Annotated in this window: 19 protein-coding genes; 2 read left to right on the plus strand and 17 right to left on the minus strand. The window is 39.9% G+C overall.

What is annotated here, in order from left to right:
• Positions 1 to 2: 2 nt before the first annotated feature.
• Both trpX and AUF14_RS06060 read right to left on the minus strand, forming a co-directional pair.
• On the minus strand, positions 3 to 1,016 hold the full coding sequence (gene trpX / locus AUF14_RS06055) for a tryptophan ABC transporter substrate-binding protein (RefSeq protein ID WP_049219414.1): 1,014 nt from the start codon (positions 1,014 to 1,016) through the stop codon (positions 3 to 5).
• 394 nt (positions 1,017 to 1,410) lie between these two features.
• On the minus strand, positions 1,411 to 1,971 hold the full coding sequence (locus AUF14_RS06060; protein WP_016180238.1) for a hypothetical protein: 561 nt from the start codon (positions 1,969 to 1,971) through the stop codon (positions 1,411 to 1,413).
• Positions 1,972 to 2,146: 175 nt separating this feature from the next.
• Here AUF14_RS06060 and AUF14_RS06065 point away from each other — a divergent pair, with 175 nt between their 5' ends.
• Together AUF14_RS06065 and efbA are read left to right on the plus strand one after the other, a co-directional pair.
• The gene (locus AUF14_RS06065; protein ID WP_102865946.1) at positions 2,147 to 3,814 is read left to right on the plus strand and encodes a phosphoenolpyruvate carboxykinase (ATP); all 1,668 of its coding nucleotides are present in this window, start codon (positions 2,147 to 2,149) and stop codon (positions 3,812 to 3,814) included.
• Positions 3,815 to 3,895: 81 nt separating this feature from the next.
• The gene (efbA, locus tag AUF14_RS06070) at positions 3,896 to 5,599 is read left to right on the plus strand and encodes a fibronectin-binding protein EfbA (protein ID WP_049219899.1); all 1,704 of its coding nucleotides are present in this window, start codon (positions 3,896 to 3,898) and stop codon (positions 5,597 to 5,599) included.
• Between the two features lie 26 nt (positions 5,600 to 5,625).
• Here the strand turns inward: efbA and AUF14_RS06075 are convergent, their stop codons facing one another.
• The 15 genes from AUF14_RS06075 to eutA form a co-directional block, all read right to left on the minus strand.
• Positions 5,626 to 6,642, minus strand: a complete 1,017-nt coding sequence (locus AUF14_RS06075; RefSeq protein WP_102865947.1) for an AI-2E family transporter — start codon at positions 6,640 to 6,642, stop codon at positions 5,626 to 5,628.
• Between the two features lie 269 nt (positions 6,643 to 6,911).
• Positions 6,912 to 7,064 carry a hypothetical protein gene (locus tag AUF14_RS06080; protein WP_225844263.1) on the minus strand — a complete coding sequence of 51 codons (153 nt, stop codon included), beginning with the start codon at positions 7,062 to 7,064 and terminating at the stop codon, positions 6,912 to 6,914.
• Between the two features lie 16 nt (positions 7,065 to 7,080).
• Positions 7,081 to 8,400, minus strand: coding sequence for an IS91 family transposase (locus AUF14_RS06085; protein WP_102865948.1), 1,320 nt, complete (start codon positions 8,398 to 8,400; stop codon positions 7,081 to 7,083).
• Positions 8,401 to 8,546: 146 nt separating this feature from the next.
• Positions 8,547 to 8,990: a cupin domain-containing protein gene (locus AUF14_RS06090; RefSeq protein ID WP_049218241.1), complete on the minus strand. Its 444-nt coding sequence runs from the start codon at positions 8,988 to 8,990 to the stop codon at positions 8,547 to 8,549.
• A 3-nt stretch (positions 8,991 to 8,993) separates the two neighbouring features.
• Positions 8,994 to 10,085, minus strand: coding sequence for an ethanolamine utilization protein EutH (eutH, locus tag AUF14_RS06095; protein WP_102865949.1), 1,092 nt, complete (start codon positions 10,083 to 10,085; stop codon positions 8,994 to 8,996).
• A complete protein-coding gene (locus AUF14_RS06100) occupies positions 10,072 to 10,368 on the minus strand; it encodes a EutN/CcmL family microcompartment protein (protein ID WP_049218238.1) in 297 nt (98 codons plus the stop codon). The genes eutH and AUF14_RS06100 overlap by 14 nt, the downstream gene beginning before the upstream one ends.
• Positions 10,319 to 10,996: an ethanolamine utilization protein gene (locus AUF14_RS06105; RefSeq protein WP_049218236.1), complete on the minus strand. Its 678-nt coding sequence runs from the start codon at positions 10,994 to 10,996 to the stop codon at positions 10,319 to 10,321. Before AUF14_RS06105 ends, AUF14_RS06100 begins: the two co-directional genes overlap by 50 nt.
• Positions 10,997 to 11,009: 13 nt before the next feature.
• Positions 11,010 to 11,636 (minus strand): ethanolamine utilization phosphate acetyltransferase EutD, encoded by a 627-nt coding sequence (eutD, locus tag AUF14_RS06110; protein ID WP_049218234.1) that lies wholly within the window; start codon positions 11,634 to 11,636, stop codon positions 11,010 to 11,012.
• Positions 11,637 to 11,739: 103 nt separating this feature from the next.
• The gene (locus AUF14_RS06115; RefSeq protein ID WP_016180229.1) at positions 11,740 to 12,027 is read right to left on the minus strand and encodes a BMC domain-containing protein; all 288 of its coding nucleotides are present in this window, start codon (positions 12,025 to 12,027) and stop codon (positions 11,740 to 11,742) included.
• A gap of 42 nt (positions 12,028 to 12,069) precedes the next feature.
• Entirely contained in the window at positions 12,070 to 13,536 is a 1,467-nt protein-coding gene (locus tag AUF14_RS06120) for an acetaldehyde dehydrogenase (acetylating) (protein WP_053089543.1), read from the minus strand.
• Entirely contained in the window at positions 13,527 to 14,108 is a 582-nt protein-coding gene (locus AUF14_RS06125; protein ID WP_049218231.1) for a BMC domain-containing protein, read from the minus strand. The genes AUF14_RS06120 and AUF14_RS06125 overlap by 10 nt, the downstream gene beginning before the upstream one ends.
• Positions 14,109 to 14,122: 14 nt before the next feature.
• Positions 14,123 to 14,776, minus strand: coding sequence for an ethanolamine utilization microcompartment protein EutL (eutL, locus tag AUF14_RS06130; RefSeq protein WP_049218230.1), 654 nt, complete (start codon positions 14,774 to 14,776; stop codon positions 14,123 to 14,125).
• Positions 14,777 to 14,793: 17 nt separating this feature from the next.
• Positions 14,794 to 15,699 carry an ethanolamine ammonia-lyase subunit EutC gene (gene eutC / locus AUF14_RS06135; RefSeq protein ID WP_102865950.1) on the minus strand — a complete coding sequence of 302 codons (906 nt, stop codon included), beginning with the start codon at positions 15,697 to 15,699 and terminating at the stop codon, positions 14,794 to 14,796.
• Positions 15,700 to 15,714: 15 nt separating this feature from the next.
• A complete protein-coding gene (locus tag AUF14_RS06140) occupies positions 15,715 to 17,079 on the minus strand; it encodes an ethanolamine ammonia-lyase subunit EutB (protein ID WP_016180224.1) in 1,365 nt (454 codons plus the stop codon).
• A 16-nt stretch (positions 17,080 to 17,095) separates the two neighbouring features.
• The gene (gene eutA, locus AUF14_RS06145; RefSeq protein ID WP_049218223.1) at positions 17,096 to 18,511 is read right to left on the minus strand and encodes an ethanolamine ammonia-lyase reactivating factor EutA; all 1,416 of its coding nucleotides are present in this window, start codon (positions 18,509 to 18,511) and stop codon (positions 17,096 to 17,098) included.
• Positions 18,512 to 18,517: the final 6 nt, after the last annotated feature.

Below are 18,517 nucleotides of genomic sequence, written 5' to 3' on the forward strand. Positions count from 1 at the left end.
TCCTACTCCCCTTTAACTACTTCTGCTTTTTCTTTGATTTTTTCTGGAATCGTGATCCCTAATTCTTTTGCTTTGTCTTCATTGATGATCATATCGCCGTAATCAATCACGTTGACTGGTGTCGTTGCAGGTTTTGCTTTGCCGCTTAAAACATCTGCCGCCATTTTTCCAGATTCCACACCTAGCTCAAATTGATTCTGACCCACAGTTGCAATTCCGCCTTCTTTTACCATATTGTCTACGGATACAAATACTGGTTTTTTCGCTTTATCTGATTCATTGATCATCGTTTGAAAAGCACTGGCGATCGTGTTGTCTTGTGGAATGTATAAATAGTCGGTTTCTTGACAAGCTTGCTGTGTGATTTGAGCGATATCGTTACTTGAGCTGATTGCATATTTCTTCACGGTTAAGCCATCTTTTGTTGCGCGTTTTTCCGCTCGATCAATTTGTGATTTAGAATTTTCTTCTGAAGATGAATAGATCATACCGACTGTTTTCGCCTCTGGAAACATTTCCATCGCCATATCTAATTGCTGATCAACCGGTGTTAAATTATTGACTCCAGTGATATTTCCACCTGGCTTCTCAAGGTCTGTTACGAGGCCCGCGCCGATCGGATCGCTGATGGCTGACATAATAATCGGTGTATCACTGGTCGCGTTTGCCAATGCTTTAGCAGCTGGTGTTGCAACTCCGATTAATACATCGGAGTTTTTTTCTAATAATTGCTGACTCATACTGTTTAATTTGCTTTGGTCGCCTTGACCGTTTAAAAATTCGATTTTGATATTTTTACCGTCTTCATAGCCTTCATCTTTTAAGCCTTTGATCACTCCGTCTTTGATTTGATCTAACGATGGATGACTAATGAATTGTAAAATTCCGACAGTTTTCAGTTCTTCTTTATTATCTGTTGCCGCGCCCGTTTGACGTGACCCCATTTGATATGCAAAAACTCCGATTAATACAACGGCTAATGCAATGATTGATCCAATAATCCCTTTATTTTTCATGATAAATTCCTCCGATTTTTGTTTTTTAATGTATGATTTTTCGATTTGCTAGTTGATTTAGAAAACAGTAAAGGACAACTACCTAAATATTTAACGGTAGTTGTCCTCGAAAAAAACAAAAACCGCATAGATGGTCTCTATGCGGGAATAAGCATGAAAAAATATCCAGCATAGATACAAGATTTAGAAGTTGTCTAAACGTTGTATCTATGAGTGAATTCATAAATACAACTTATCTACGCCAGTTTTGCCAGCTATTTAATTGATTAGATAAGTTTGCGTTGTTCATGAATGTCACTCCTTTTTTAATGTTGAAGTTAGTTTAGCGGAAAAAAAATCAGGTGTCAACTCTTTTTATTAAAAAATGCTCATTTATTTTATTCGAAATCTCATTTTAGTTTTTTAGCTTCCACATCGGCAATCGATTTAACTCAGGAATGAACTCATGATTTAAATCCTTTAGACTCTCCACCACAAAGCGATTTTTTTCTTTGCCATTGTGGAAGAAAATAAAGGTTACCTGTCTCGGATCTAGCTGATACTTTTCAGCAATCGTTTCACTATCATAGACGATCGGATAATAATAAAATTGCCGGTTTAGCATAGGTTTTTGTTCGGGATCATCAAGAATCGTCATGACATTGTTGAAGGATGTTCCGTCTGGCTGGCTAAACATAATGGATATGGCTTTGGTCTCTTTTATTTTTTGATCCACCTTTTGATATTCAAGTGGAATGAGATGGTCTGATTTTAAAGAATCAAATACAAGCTCATTTAGTTGGTCTTGTCGAATCACCTTTTGTGCGAAAGCTGCAGAAGTTGAAAAAATGATTGCAAAGACAACAAGACTTGCTGCAATTAATAAGGATCGGCGTTCATTTTCTGATACAACAATAATAAATTTACGCCAAAAAATAAGGATTTTTTCTTTAACTATCGCTAAATATCTTTCCATAATAACGCCTCCTTGCTTATCATTATATTATTTTTACCTTAAGAGCGCTACCACCAGCGATCATTTTGGCTTTTTTTGCGTATTGGAGTTGAAAAAATCTGTTCTATATTGGATTGTTAGCGTTTTATTTTAATGCTATTATAATAATAACAATTGATTTCGGGGAGGTTTTAAGATGAGCAGTATTGAACATTTTTCGCACAAGGATATCAATAAAAAGAATCGACTTTTTTCGAATATTCGCAGTGTGATCGAGACAGCTTTTTATGGAAATAATGTGACGCGAATTCGTCACCTAACGGATGCCTATGCGTTGGCAAAGTCTAGTCCTGGAACGATCACCACTGATCTTGATGTTGCCTACACCAGTCGATTGCAGTTGCCTACTGATGCTAAGGTATTAGTCACAAATGATGGCAAGATCGTTGGACGAACAGCAGCCGCACGTCGAATTATTGGGCAAGAAGGAATTGATGCTGATTTTTATAGTGAGCTTTTACGAGAAGCAGTCTTTCAGGCAAGATCGAAGAAGTTCTATTCTGGGGAAGTCATCGTGGGTCTAGATGAAGAGTTTACGGTCAAATCACATTTGATGATTCCTGCAGATTATAGCCCGAACCTCTATTCCTATTTATTGAATTTTCAAATTGGCGATGCGAAACACCTTTTCTATCAGCAATCGGACGAAATCTATACTGGAGATATCTTCATCTTTGCTGATCCAGACTGGGAGCATCCTGATTTTCCTGATGGTGTGGTGGTGATTGATCCATTGCATAATTGTGCAGGAATTCTTGGGCTACGCTATTTTGGCGAGCTGAAGAAAGCGACGTTGACACTTGCTTGGGCAACTGCTCATCGTAATGGTTTTATCGCTTGTCATGGCGGTATGAAACAGTATCTATTAGAAGATAAAAAATACACGATGGCGGCTTTTGGATTGTCTGGATCAGGTAAGTCAACGATTACTTTAGCCAAACCAAAAAATAAAGGCGAAGTTCATGTTCTGCATGACGATGCGTTTGTCATTTCGAAGGATAAGGGCTCGACCACTGCGCTAGAACCGGCTTATTTTGACAAAACACAGGATTATCCGATGTCTAGTGAACAGATCAAATATATTGTTACGGCACAAAATGTTGGTGTGACCTTAGATGAAGAAAATAAGAAAGTGCTAGTGACTGAAGATATCCGAAATGGAAATGGTCGTAGCATCAAGAGTCGCTACGCAACGCCAAATCGAGTGGATCATATCGATGAAAAAGTCGACGGACTGTTTTGGATCATGAAGGATGACAGCCTTCCGCCAGTAATCAAAATCGAAGATCCTTCCCTTGCAGCGGTTTTTGGGGCGACATTGGCTACGAAGCGTTCAACTGCAGAAAATGTCGTTGGTGAAGTTGCCGATCAATTAGTCATTGAGCCCTTTGCAAATCCGTTCCGCTGTTATCCCTTACAGGAAGATTATCAGGATTTCAAAGACCTGTTCCAGAAGAAAAAGACGGATTGCTACATTTTGAACACCGGGGACTTTAAAGGACGGAAAGTAACGCCAGAAGAAACACTTGGCAGTATTGAAAAAATCATTGATGGCTCCGCTGAGTTTAAACCCTTTGGTCCGCTAAAAGGGATCAGCTATTTACCGGTCAAAAAGCATGAGCCGGACTTTAATAGTCATCACTATTTGATTCATTTAATGACCCGACTTGAAACTCGTTTAGCCTTTGTTCAGTCTCGGAAAACTTATCAAGGCGGCTATGATCGCCTGCCTAATGAAGCGGAACAATTACTTTTATACCTGCTGGATCAGCTTCATAATTACAAAGAAACTATTACTGTCTAAGTTTTTGCCAGTGACTTGCTTGGTCACTGGCGTTTTTTTGTTTATAATAGAGCTATTATGAATAGAAATGAGGGATAAAAAATGTCCTTTGATGGAGTTTTTACCCATGCGATGGTACGAGAATTAAAGGATCAGCTCGTTACTGGAAGAATATCGAAGATCCACCAACCTTATGAAAATGAAGTTGTTTTAGTGATCCGAGCTCAAGGAAAGAATCGGCGCTTGCTGCTTTCAGCTCATCCAAGCTACGCGCGAATTCAATTAACTGAAATTGCTTATACAAATCCAGACAATCCGCCGAATTTTGTAATGATGCTGCGGAAGCATTTAGAAGGCGCGATTTTAGAAGATATTCATCAAGTCGAAAATGATCGTGTGGTTCACTTCACCTTCAGTAAACGTGATGAATTAGGTGATTTGCAAAATATCGTCCTGATTGTTGAGCTTATGGGACGTCACTCAACGATTATCCTGTTGAATAAGCAAACAGGAAAAATTCTGGATGCCATCAAGCATATTGGGCATTCACAGAATACCTACCGCTCCATCCTGCCCGGCAGCGAATATATTGAACCGCCAAAGCAAGAGCAGCTGAATCCATTTCACGCAACCAAGGAGCAAGTGTTCAAGATTCTTTCAACTGCCGAAACGTTGGATGGACGATATTTGCAGCAAAATTTCCAAGGATTGGGACGCGACACCGCCGAGGAATTGGCTTATCGTATTGACAAACGTCCAAATGAAAAAATGGTTGTTTGGGCTGATTTTTGGGAAAAAGTTCAATCCGAACTTACACCGACGTTGGGACTCAAAAATAAAAAAGAATTCTTTGCACCGTTGGACTTTGAAACCTTCGAAGAAAGTACCGTATACGATAGTTTGAGCGCTTTGCTAGATGCCTTTTACGGAGAAAAAGCCGAAAAAGATCGCGTGAAGCAATTAGGAAATGACTTGATTCGCAAAGTTGAAAATGAGATCAAACGCAATCAGACAAAACTGGCTAAACGTGAAAAAACGTTAAGCGATTCTGAAAATGCCGAAGAATTCCGTCGCGATGGTGAATTACTGACCACCTTTATGGCGCAAGTTCCACGGGGAGCGGAAAGCATTGAATTACAGAATTATTATGAGGACAATGCGCCAATAACCATCAAATTGAATCCCGCATTAACCCCTAATCAAAACGCACAGAAGTACTTCCAGAAATACCAAAAGCTGAAAAATGCGGTCAAATTGATTTACGATCAAATTGCTGAGGCTAAAGACGAAATTGCCTACCTCGAATCTGTCTTAGCTCAATTAGAAATCGCTGGGCCGATGGATATTGAAGTCATCAAAGAAGAGCTGATTGCCAGCGGCTACTTAAAGAAAAAACGCAGCAAGAAAAATCGCAAACAGGCCCCTTCTAAACCAGAACGCTTTGTTGCGAGTGATGGAACAGAGATTTTCGTTGGAAAGAATAATCTGCAAAATGATCAATTGACCTTGAAGCAAGCGCGGAAAAGTGATATTTGGCTGCATGCCAAAAACATCCCTGGCTCGCATGTCATAGTAAAAGATGACGCACCTAGTGAAGAAACGTTGCTGGAAGCTGCTGAATTGGCAGCCTACTTCTCAAAATTTCGGCAATCGGCACAGGTCCCGGTTGATTATGTCGCAGTCAAGCATGTTCATAAACCAAATGGTGCTAAACCGGGGTTTGTGATTTATGAAAATCAAAAAACGTTGTTCGTAACACCAGAAGAATCAGTTGTTGAGCAATTACGAAAAAATGGAACAGCCTAATTTGGCTGTTCCATTTTTTTGTTAGATTAGTCTTTTGTCAACTTCGTACGGATTTTAACTCCTAAGATTTCTAAGAAGAAATTGAAAATTGGAATACCCACGATCAATCCCCATACACCTAAAAATTTTTCACTGACTAATAAAATAACGAAAGTATAAAAAATCGGTAGCTTTGTCCGGCTCGACATAAACTTTGGATTCAAAATATAGGCCTCAATACAATGAACCACCACAATCAAAATTAATACATAAATGACGGTCTGAATCCCTCCTGTTGAATAAGCAATTAGCGTTAACGGAATACAAGAAAAGATCACTCCAGCAACAGGGATTAAGCTTAAGAAGAAAATCATGATCGCTAATGTTGGCAATTGCGTAAAACCAATCAGACCTAGACCAACTGTGGTAATTATTGTATTGACGATCGCAATCAGTAATTGAACCTCTACAACGACACCGAATGTTTCAACGAAGACTCTGGCAAAGTAAAACAAATCCTGGAAAAACCACGCATAATTACTACTCAGAAAATTCTTTGAAAATAGGATCGTTTTCTCTTTTTCTACCATGAAGAAAAAGCTCAATATAAACGAGACAATAAAAGCGATGGCTAAGCGACCAACATTTTGTAATTGTTCCAAAATAATTCCAGCACCGCTTTCAACCTTATCCTGCCAGTTATGATTCTTAAAATAACTAGAAATGAAGTTCGTTACCACGTCAGAATTGAATTCTTTATGCTGATAAAAATGAACGATTGAATTATAGGTCGAGACGACTTGATCAATCAAAATGGTTGAATACCTAGAGATCAAAAGATATAGCAACCACAATTCAAACAGATAAAGAATGGTCGCCAGCAAGAATGTCGGAGCTTTAATATAGCGTTGAACAAATTTGACGATTTTGACCGAAATCAACGTGAAAATGAACGTTAACAAGATCGGTGTCATAAAATCTCTGACTAAAAATAAAATGAAGATAACCAGTGCTAAGACTGTGACTCTTCGTAATCGAGTATTGCTTACAAATTTCTCATACATATTGGACCCTCTTATTCGTATAGATGTTTAATTTGCCTTTAGAAGAATCATTCTATTCGATAGTCGAAAAAGTTAAATAGGCTATCTTCTAAAAACTTCTGAAAATACTATACCATTAAACCTCATTTTCAGCTTCTAATATACTTTTCAATAGTATTAAATTTGATAGCTAGATCGTCATTTTTCTGCTGCTTAACGTCTTTTTTGAAATATTAAGAAAACCACCGGAGAATGAATTCTCCGGTGGACTTTTTGTATGATTAACCTTCTTATTGAAGATCACTGATCTTAAACTCTATTCCAAGGGCGTTTCTATAATATTCTGGATACATCTCCTTCCCACATTTTTCACAGGTAAATTGGGGAGGATTGTTCGGATCATTTGCAATATCTGCATCATCTAAAAATTTTACTACATCCATTGGGATTGATTCTTTTTCACCACAACTTAGACATATAAATTTCACGTTGGCGTTCCCAATCCCAGCGAATTGCTTTAAAAGTTTTTTCTTTTTCTTCTTCATACTGTTGCCTGAATTCTTTTTGGTCAATTTTTCGATTCTCCTCTCGCATAAACCGCTTTGCATGGTTATCTTTCGCATATTTAATAACTAACCTTCCATTTTTGCGCACACTCATCCCAACGAATTCATAGTACTCACCGCAACAAGAACATTCTAAGGGATTTTCACCAAATTCTTCGGTTATTCTTTCTTCCCAGGATTTTGGTCTTAAGGCCTCATTCAGATTGATAAACCGCTTTTTTACTCGTTTCTGATACTCCTTCATGACCTTTTTCATTAATGTTTTGATTCTACGACTATAGATTCCATAGCGACGAATCGTTTTGAAATTCTTATTTTGAATATGGCGAATCAGTGCAGCTATGAATTCGTCTATACTCATGGTCATCGTCTCTTTAGTATTCGTTCGTTTGTCCATATAGTTGAACATGACAGTGTCGCCATCATACATTAAGATTCGGCTTAATGCGATCGGGCCACGCTTCATATAACGACTGATGTATTGGAGTAGTGACTTTAGATTTGTCCTGCTCCTTTTAGGAGCATTTACGTAAAACCCTTCTCCATTGTTCTTGTACGCAGCTTGTAATCTTGATTGAACTCTTTGCTTGTCCCACTCACCTAACGTTCGTCTAATTAGTTTCAATACAGCATTTTTCCAGTATTTTCTTAACATAGAAAAAGGTAAATAATCGTATTCTTCCCAACTTCCATCTCTTGTTAAGCCACCCATAGTAACAACCATATGAACATGCGGATTAAATTCTAGTTTTGATCCAAAGGTGTGGATTGTAGCTACTATACCTGCCTTCACCTTTCTTTTCTCAAAATAGGCAAGAATAATTTTTGCGGCTTCATCCATTAGTCCTTTCAGTAAGGAATCTCGATAGTTTTCCATCATAAAGATTTCCCGTAACCCCTCATCGATCGTAAAGATTACGTGCCGATGTGTCACTTTAAACATATCATTCGCCACAACCGCTGACCAACTTTGGCTTTCACCTGTTGCACACGTTGGACAGAACTTTCCACGACATTTCAAGGGAACAAACTTTGTTTGATGACATCCTTCGCAGACAAACAGTCGGTATCCTTTTTGAATATCTCCACAATATCTAAACTTGTTTACTTCCCGTTTGACGACTAGCCGAATCTTTCGCCCGTATTTCTCAACAAAGTTATCCCAATTATGGTGTTCGTCAAAAAAGATTGCTTCGAGAATATTCGCTTTCATAGTAATATTTTACTTGTTCAAAAACAAAATGAAAAGGGCTAAAAGACTGGTAGTGCAGCCTTTTTAGCCCTTAACTTTTTATACTTTCTTTACTGTTTGAAAAAAACCGGTAGAATTACTTCTACCAGTCTCGAAAATAACTTATACTACTGACTTTGCCAATCAGCAGGATAGGTAACATAGATGAACCGTGCATCTCCGGTCACTGAAAACTTTATGCTGCTGCTTTTAGGGATAAAAATAATTTCGCCAGCTTTAGCAGATATTGTCCTGCCATCAATAACTACATCTAATTGACCAGAGATGATATAATCCACCTCATCGTATTCTAAAGTCCAATCAAATGTAGTGTCTTTCATTACCATTAATCCACAACCCAAACGAGGGCTTTCTTGAAGAGATACTAGATCTTTTGTATAAACGATGTCAGCGGGATTACCTGTGTCTAAAAGATCCTCTTCCGCTACTTCAATTTCCGGTAATTTAATAGATAAAATGCCGCTTGGATCGACATTTTTTGTCGGCATCAAGTTTTCCATTACTAATTTTCGAATCAATTTTTCGAGCATTTCTTGATTCATTTCTGTCATTGTTTACCCCTCCTTCTTACCTAACACGCGATTTGCCATGAACATCCCTACAAAAATAGCGGTGATGCCAGCCACTAATTTGCCTACCATCATTGGAAAAATCATTTCTTTAGCAACACCTGCTGTAAACCCAAGATGATCTCCTAGCACAAAGGCAGCAGAAACGGCAAATGCCACATTAATAATTTTTCCTCTTTGATCCATATCTTTCATCATTTGGAACATCGGGATACTATTGGCTAAAGTAGCGACTAAACCTGCGGCCGCCACTTCGTTCATCCCCATGGCTTCTCCCAGTTTTAATAAGGGTTTACTAAAGACTTTGGTAATGACAGCTACTAAACAAAACGCTCCAGATAGAGTCAAAGCGATCCCACCAACTACTTCAATTCCTTCTGTAACTGGAGTAATTCCTTTGATAACGGTAATACCGACCAATTGTTGGATAGCGCCAATAACCAATCCGAAGATCGCTGCCGCTACCACGCCTTTTCCAAAAATTGTGAACCCCTTGATCATCCCTTTTGGCGCAAACCATAGACCAATCATGATTAATACAGCAAAAATTACAATCGGAATCAAATTGACTAAAATCATTCCAATAGGCATCCCCGCAGCTAGTCCACCAGCCAAACACCCGATTGGAATTGTTACCATACCGCTTAATACACCAGTAGCTAAAAATTGTTGATCTTCTTTTTCAATGATTCCTAAAGCAACTGGAATTGTGAACACGATCGTTGGCCCCATCATGGCTCCTAAGATTGTTCCTGCAAAAAGACCAGCCTGCGGATCAACAGCCATCTGTTGTGCTAAAGCAAAACTACCCATATCATTTGCTAAAATAGTTGTCGCGAACATCGATGGATCAGCACCAAGCATACTGTATAAAGGAACGACAATTGGGCTTAATAGATTTGCCAAGATTGGTGCTAAGGTGATGATCCCAACCATTGATAATGCCAGCGAACCCATCGCCATGATTCCTTCTTCAAACTGTTCCCCTAATCCTAACTTCCCACCGATTACATGATCGACCGCACCAATGATCATGAAGATAACCATGATATACATAATGATTTCATTTATACTCATTCTCATCTCTCCTTGAATTATTTGTCTCCACCGAATCAACCACTCCAACAATCATGGCATCTATCGGGATTCCTTCATTTTCCGCGGAAATTCTTGCTGCCATTCCCTGCGTAATCAATACGAGGTCGCCAACTCCTGCTCCTGCATTGTCTGCAGCAACTAATAGTCCTTCCGCTTGTTCTAAGTTCATATTCCAAGTTTTTACCAGCATAAATTTAGAGCCATTTAATTTTTCATCTTTCCGTGTTGCCCATAAACTTCCTGTCACTTTTCCCAGCAGCATCCGCTTCTCCCCCAATCTGAATATTCATCTCTTGAACATAATCTTCAGCCAGAGGTGTCAACCGGCTGCCTTCAGGAATGACTAAAGAGTTCGTTTCTTTAGTCAATTCAATTAAATCTTTTTGTGTTAAGTATTTCCCTCGCTTGAAGGGACTATCCTTGCTTTTTTGCTTGTGTATCCATTGATCGATTTTATCGATAGAAAATTCAAAGTCTAAACCAAATTGAACGGTTTCTTTTTTTAGTGCATCATATTTCTTTAATAACGCGAATCTTGCTTGATTTTTCAATTTATTGCGATCGACTTCACTAGCCAGTACCCAAACTGGTTTTCCCTTTATTAAAAACTGAAGAATCGCTGCAGTTGTAGGATCGATCACCTGAAGATTGGCTACAGCTGCAAGCTGCGATAAGGATAATGAGTTGACTAGAAGGGCACTTGCTGTAGGAGCATCAGTCTGTACCCAGTTCACTTTAGTGGAAAGACTTTCGATGACTGCTTTTGGGTACTCGCCAATTTGCCGAAGCAAAGCAATTGAAAGAGTTACGTCCGTTGTAGGAAGGCGAACGGATTTTAGAACTTCCCGAGTTACTTTTTCAATGATGATTTCGATTTCATTTATCTTCATTACTGGCAATCTCCTATTTTACTATCACTCCCGTAACACCTTTCTTATATCCACAAGCGTTTGCCTCGTCATAATCAATATGCATAGCTGTAGTAAAATCTGGACTGATCCGAATTACTACGTCATCAAAAATTAAGGAGCGCTCACTATTTATTCTGACCTTGACGATTTCCTTATTTGAGACCTGTTGTTTTTTTGCATCCTCTGGTGTCATATGAATATGTCTTTTAGCAACAATCAATCCTTTGGTTAATTGAACGACCTGATCCCCGTTTAACACGGTGATGCCAGGTGTTTGTTCAATCATGCCGCTTTCTCGAATCGGTGTATCAATTCCTAGAATTCGTGCATCGGTTAATGAAACCTCCACCTGGGATTCGTTTCGTTCAGGTCCTAGAATCACAACATTTTGGAACATTCCCTTTGGTCCAGCGATGGTCACTCGTTCTTTACAAGCAAACTGCCCAGGTTGAGACAGTTTTTTTGCCTCAGTAAGCTGATAGCCTTCTCCAAAAAGCTGATCGACATGTGCTCTTGAGAGATGGACATGTCTTCCTGATGCTTCTACCGGAATTTGCGATTGTTGTGTTTCCTTTATTTTTTTTACAATTTCATCGACAAGTGCATCATATTGCTTCACATTTTAGCCTCCTTCATTCAAGAATCTTTTTTACTGGAACTCAAAAGCGCTGCAAAAGGCAGTTCGCTTTTGAGTAAAATTATTCGTGTGTTTGCTAGGAGACTTACTCTTGAATCATTTTTGGTAGAATTGCATCAACTTCGGTATGAGGACGTGGAATCACATGAACAGACAGTAGTTCTCCTACTCGCTCTGCCGCAGCGGCTCCTGCATCGGTGGCTGCTTTTACCGCACCTACATCGCCGCGAACCATGACTGTCACCAATCCACCGCCAACCTGCTCTTTGCCCATCAATGTTACGTTTGCTGCCTTCACCATAGCATCTGCTGCTTCTACTGCACCTACTAATCCTCTTGTTTCGATCATTCCTAAAGCGTTTGTACTAGACATTATTATTTCCTCCTAAAAGTTTATTGTTAAAATTTTTTCAAATTATTGTAACCGTGCTAAAATTTGTGACACTAACGTATTAATTAATTCTTCGTTAGCTGTTATTGGGGATGCTTCCTCATTTGTCGACGTTTCATTACTACGAATCTCTTCTAACTCTGTGGTTCCATAAGCAACCCGTCTTAAATTGAATAGATGCTGCGGACCAATGTTATCGGAGGTAGAGCTTCCTCCGATGCTACCGCAGCCTAGTGTGAGAGCGGGGACTAGATTGGTCGTTCCGCCGATACCGCCTAGCGCTGCTGGCGTATTCACTAATAAACGCGAGACGGGCTTTTCTAAGCCAAAAGCTTGAATAACCTTCCTGTTTTCGGTGTGAATGACCATCGTATGTCCAGCGCCTTCTTCCTTCAAAATTTCTTTTGAAAGATCGCAGGCGGCTTGCCAATTTTCAACTGTATAAAAAGCGATGATCGGTGCTAATTTCTCTCTGGAATATGGATATTTTGGTCCGACATGTTTTTCGTTGGCCACGATTAAGCGGCAGCTCTTCGGAATAGTCAAACCTGAAAGATCGGCGATATGTTGAACAGATTTTCCGACTATTTGTGGATTCATAGTTCCATTTGATCGTAGAATAAATTTGGCTAGCTTTGCCGCTTCTTCCTCAGATAAAAAATATGCTCCCTGATGGACTAATTCAGCTCGAACCTCTTTTTCATTAGCCGTCTCCACAATAATCGACTGTTCGGAGGCACAAATCGTTCCGTTGTCGAAGGTTTTTGAATCCATAATTCGTTTGACTGCTAGCTTGATATCAGCGCTGCGCTCGATATAGGCTGGTCCATTTCCTGGTCCAACCCCAATTGCTGGCGTGCCTGAAGAATAGGCCGCTTTCACCATGGCGTTTCCGCCGGTTGCTAGAATCAAATTTGTGTCTTTATTGACCATAAGTTCATGAGTTCCTTCCATGGTAGGCATGGTCATAACGGATACACAGGCTTTTGGAATTCCTTCTTTTTCTAAAACTGTTTGAATAATTTTGACTGTCTCTGTGATGCAGCCTAACGCATTAGGATGTGGTGAAAAAATAATACTATTGGCTGCCTTAAGAGCAATCAGGGCTTTATAAATCACGGTTGATGTTGGGTTGGTTGAAGGAATCAAACCGGCGATCACGCCTACTGGTACAGCTATCTCTGTAATTCTGTTTTCCACATCTTCTTTAATTACGCCAACTGTTCTCATATCCTTAATATATTCATAAACTGTTTTTGACGCGAAGCTATTTTTGATCATTTTATCCTGCCAAACGCCAAAACCTGTTTCCTGATTAGCCATTTTCGCTAGTTTTTCCCGTTGGTTATAGGTTTCTTCAGAAATAGCCTGACAGATACGATCAATTTGTTGCTGTGAAAAGCCCGCTAATATTTTTTGTGCTTTTTTGGCTTCGTGGATCAAATTTCTAACTTCTTGAATCGATTGTAAATCTTTGTCGATTAATCCCAATTACTTTCACTCCCCTCGGATTCCATTAAAATGGCCTTGATTAAGCTTTCTTTTGTTGCAAATTTGATTTCCTTTTTCGTCAGTGATCGGAGATTCATTTTATAGGCGATCGTTCGCAACTCAGAAACTTTTTTATCTACTAATTTTTTCTTCAACTCTTCATCTTCAACATTTTCGCGGATAATGGGCTGATCGGGAATCTTTTCTTCTATAGTGGTTGCTTCAGCAGTTTCTTTCTCATTCATTTCTTGATGAGTCGTTTCTTCTGGTATTTCTTCACTATTCGTTTGAGAAGTTGTTTGTTCTGGATCCCTCATCAAAGCTTTGGTTTGCTCATCTACACGAGCAATTACATGACTAGACAGAAGGCAATTTAAAATATTTGCCATTTGTGTCGCCGCCTCTACCGCTGCATTTACCGCCGCTACATCGCCAGTTAATTGAATGGTCGTTATACCACCTCGAATGACTTCCGCGTTATTCAACGTTACATTGGCCGCCTTGAGTGCTGTATCGGCAACACTAACCGCTCCTAAATATCCACGGACTTCAATCATTCCTAGTGCTGTCATCTTGTATCACATCCTTAATAATCCTTGGGATCGGTTGCTACATTTTGAACAGTTTGTGCGAATGCGTTACAAGCTGCTTTACAAGCTGATTGCGTACCAGATAACAAGGCGCCGCCGAAATTTGTTTCTGAGGGTGGTCCATAAAAGACCCCCATTTTTACATCTGCTGCTTTAAGAGCAGCGTCTAAACCTAGCATCGCTTCTAGTGGTGGCGCGATCAAGTAAGCGATCGCTTCTCCTTCAGTGATATTGGCTTCTTTGGATAGAAAACGGCCAGAACGTGAAATCACATGAGCAAAGTAAGGAATACTATCATCATCATTGGCACTGATAAAGCTCGCCTCATTTTCGATGACTTGAATAGCGATGGCTAAGCCACTGCTCACTTCTGCTGGACTGGGACCAGCTAGGATTCCAATCACTTCACCCGCTAATTTGGTTGAAGCATTTCCAGCTCCTCCATACATGCTTTTAGCATAAACAACTTCGACTTCTGCTGCTTTCGTGGCTTCATCCAGTGCGACATAGGTTACATCATCGCAATCAGAAGTAATGATGCCCAATGATTTCATTCCTTTTGGCAGGTCAAACTGTTTTGCTAAGTCCTCGTCAGCATTGGCGATCATTTTTACACTTAGGACGTTTGCTCCTAAACGATCATTTCTCATTTTTTTCCCTCCTTCGGCTATTCCGCTTCCTTCAAATCAATTCCTGATTTCTTTTTCTGCAACATTTTATAAATCAGCTCGGCAATATAAGCACCCGCTTCAACAGCAGGAGTCCCACCTTTATGAATATTGGAAATCACCGTTCGGCGTGCTTCTGGCATTCCAACTGTCGGACGATAAGCGATATAAGCACTCATGGATTCCGCGGTTACCAAACCAGGCCGCTCTCCAACAAGCAAGCAAACAACCTCTGCTTCGGTTAATTCCGCAATTTTATCCATTGCAGGAACGCGGCAGTATTTAACAAAAAGCACTTGGTCAAAATCCAGATCGTACATTTTTAAGCCTTGTTTAATAGACGGGAGAATTTCTTTGACGTTGGCTTCTATTGCCGCTGAGCTAAGTCCATCACCAACGACAATTTGTAATTTAGCGCCTTTTTGGCACTTGTCTTTGATTATTTCACAGTTGGTTTCATCGAAAACTCGACCATAATCTGGTCTGGTTAAATACTCATCTTTACTTTGACAAATGGTTTGAGTCGGAATTAAATTCAACTCTTTGATTAATTCCTCTGAAACATCTGAAAATACAGCATCTTGTGCGGCAGCATGATCTGCTCGAAAGCGCAAGACGGATTGAGTCATATAACGTTGTCCCGCACGCCCGACGCCGATGCGTGCCGGCGTAAAGGATTTCATTTTCAAATAGCCATCTGCATCATTTGATTCAGTCACTAACAGTTGTTTTTTTAAATCGACTTCTGTAATGTCCGCGATACTACAATTCTCATCGACGTTTTCGGATACTTTATCATTGGCTGCTTCCGTAACATTTTTAGTTGCTACTGCCGTATTTCCTTGCTGATCCACTAAATCGGTTAAAATTGATTCCACCATTTTCTTGATATCTTGTTCGTTCATTTTCTTCACCCTCTCTTATTTAAGAAATAATGAGGCATCGCCAGCTCGTTGAGTCAGCTTGCCATTTTCCATAATGCCCATTTTTTCCAACCATTCTTCAAACTCCTTGATTGGTCTTAAATTGAACATTTCGCGTATCGTCGCTGTTTCATGGAAGCCGGTGGTTTGGTAATTCAGCATGACATCATCCCCATGAGGAATTCCCATGATATACGTACAACCAGCTGCGGCTAGCAGGACGGTAAGATTTTCCATATCATTTTGATCAGCCTTCATGTGATTGGTATAGCAGACATCACAGCCCATTGAAATGCCTGTTAGCTTGCCCATAAAGTGATCTTCTAGACCTGCTCGAATAACCTGTTTGGAGTCATAAAGATATTCTGGCCCAATAAAACCTACAACGGTGTTGACAATAAAAGGGTCATATTTTTTAGCAAACCCATAGCAGCGAGCTTCCATCGTAACCTGATCTGCCCCAAAGTTGGCTTCTGAGGAAAGCTCAGAACCTTGTCCTGTTTCAAAATACATTACGTTTGGCCCTACTGCTTGTCCCTGTTGTAAGACTAAATCCCGTGCCTCTTGAATTAAACCGCCGCTAATTCCAAAGGCCGTGTTGCCCTTTTCTGAACCTGCAATTGATTGGAAGACTAGTCCTGTTGGAGCCCCTTGGCGAATCGCCTCCATTTGCGTCGTTACATGGGCGAGCACACAGGTCTGTGTCGGAATGTCCCATTCACTTCTGAATTCTTCAAACTTATTAAGGATACGCACGACACTTTCAGTTGAATCATCTACGGGATTTAGACCAATAACAGCATCACCGACACCGTATGACAATCCCTCCATGACCGAAGCCATGATTCCATCCACATTATCAGTAGGATGATTCGGCTGCAGACGAGCAGAAAATGTTCCTGTTTTTCCGATGGTGGTGTTCGCAGTTTTTTGGATTTTGATCTTCTTAGCACCAACAATCAAATCCATATTCGACATTAATTTACAAACCGCTGCTATCATTTCAGCTGTTAAACCTCTGGATATTCGTTTAATATCAAAGTCACCTGTTTTATCAGATAGAATCCATTCCCTAAGCTCCTCCACGGTCCAGTGTTTAATTGAATCAAAAATCTTAAGGTTGACTTGATCAACGATAATTCTCGTTACCTCGTCTTCATCATAATCAACAACTGGATGATTAAATAAATCCTCTAAAGTTAATTGCGCGAGAACTACTTTAGCAGCAATTCGTTCCTCGGAGCTTTCAGCCGCTACTCCTGCCAGCTTATCGCCGGATTTTTCTTCATTAGCTTTGGCTAGAACTTCCTTAACGCTTCGAAACTGATAAGTCTTACCAAAAAGCATGGTTTTCAAAATCATTTCTATTTCACTCCTTTTAATTAAATACTAGTGTTTTAACAATCACTGGCAGAACGGCTCCGCCAGCCACTGGTTTTCCGATATCAATATAATCGCCGTTTTCAACTAAGATTGAATCCAGACAGACAAAGGGATAACTCCTTGGCAGCTGGGCAAAGAGACTATGCCCTAAAGCTTTAGCCATATCTTCTTTAACAAGTACAATCAAGGGGAATTTTTCATCAATCAATGGCTTCAATCCTTTAACAATTCCGGTTGCGTATCTTTGAATTTCGATAAAACTGGGGTTCTTTTTCCCTTCAATAGCTAGAACGATTTGCGACAAATCATCTTCCAACCGATGCCAATTCAGTTTTTCCTTAATTTGAAGCGCAATCTGTTCTGTGTTTTGTGTTTCATCATTTTTCGAAAGCTTCAGAATCGGTAAATTTTTTAATGGCAATAACTTTTCTGTATAGGAAATGGTACTTCCGCTCACCTCAGCAGTATGAGAACCAGCTCCGACGACCGTTGCTCGAATCGTTTCTTCGGAAGGCAGGATATCCAGCTCTGAAAATAATCTGGATTCTTTTAATTGCTGGCCTAACAATAAACCGATATCTCCGTATTTGAAGCAATCCTTTTCCTGACTTTCAAGACAATCTGCGACTCCGCCTGAAAATGTTAGAGAGGTAAGATCGTAATCCAGCTTTAAACCATGGTTAGTCATCAGCAAATCATAATAGACACTTTTTTCTCCTATTCCTACGCTGTTTTCAAGAACAGTTACTAACTCTGCAACAATCTTTTGGAGCTCTTGCTTTTCCGCTGCTTTCCCCTCTTCTATCAAAAGCTTTTGTTCTTTGATGATTTGTTTGAGCTTTGGTGAAATGTATTGGATGGTCTGTGTTTTTGGGTCTATTTTGATTAAGCGACCGCCAATATCAAAGCAAGCTGTATCTAACGTATCTCCGTCTCTAAAGGCTGCTAAATTTGTGGTTCCTCCACCAATATCTAAGTTGACAATAGTTCCTTTGTACTGCTTCGATAACTTTTCCGTTCCTGCCCCTTTTCCTGCAATAATGCTTTCCAAATCCGGTCCAGCAGTGGCTACTACGAAGTCTCCAGCATAACCGCTGAGTGCCTTCAACACTTTACTAGCATTTGTCTTTCTCGCCGTCTCACCTGTAATAATGACAGCACCCATTTGGATATCACCTTTTTCGATTCCTGCCTGTTTGTATTGTTCGGTCACGAATCGTTTGATGGGTTCATCATCGATTTCCTTTTGATTTATCAGAGGTGTAAAAATAATCTCACTTCGATAAATGACTTTCTTGTCAGAAATCATAATTCTGGGAACTGAGAAGGCAGATGCGTAATTTTCGATCGTCAGCTCCGACAAGACTAGCTGCGTAGTTGATGTTCCTAAGTCGATGCCAACGGTTAACATTTTTTC

The sequence above is a fragment of the Enterococcus avium genome (assembly GCF_002891025.1).
GTDB lineage: Bacteria > Bacillota > Bacilli > Lactobacillales > Enterococcaceae > Enterococcus_A > Enterococcus_A avium.